This window comes from Christiangramia aquimixticola (assembly GCF_048285835.1).
GTDB classification, from domain to species: Bacteria; Bacteroidota; Bacteroidia; order Flavobacteriales; family Flavobacteriaceae; genus Christiangramia; species Christiangramia aquimixticola.
In genome coordinates this window covers 1-293 of the sequence record NZ_JBLVTL010000251.1, presented here as the reverse complement: position 1 = coordinate 293, position 293 = coordinate 1, and the positions used below count along the sequence as shown (strand labels likewise).

At 41.3% G+C, this 293-nt stretch carries 1 protein-coding gene; it reads right to left on the bottom strand.

The annotated features are described in order from the left end of the window. Positions 1 to 32: 32 nt before the first annotated feature. Positions 33 to 293 (bottom strand): c-type heme family protein (locus ACNKXV_RS14360; RefSeq protein WP_417908391.1); only part of this gene is annotated, 261 nt, incomplete at its 5' end.

Sequence of the window (293 nt, the reverse complement as noted above, 5' to 3'; positions counted from 1 at the left end):
AACCGATCCAAAAAACCGAGACTTACGGTTACCTACAACCTTTTTACCACTTCCTTTTTTGGTATCCGTACAGACCACATTCCCCTTAGGTCACCTACTTTATGACCTCTTGCCCGATCACTTGGATAAAGTTGGTCAAGCTTCACCAAAGTTTCTTTGGAAATTTCTTTCTCAGGTTCTCCATGGCAATTTAAGCACATGCCGCTTGGAATCGTGATGGGTTTGGTATAAAGAAGTACCTCACCGTTTTCAAATTTCTGAATGTTCGGATCACTTTTTATCCCATTTTCAGC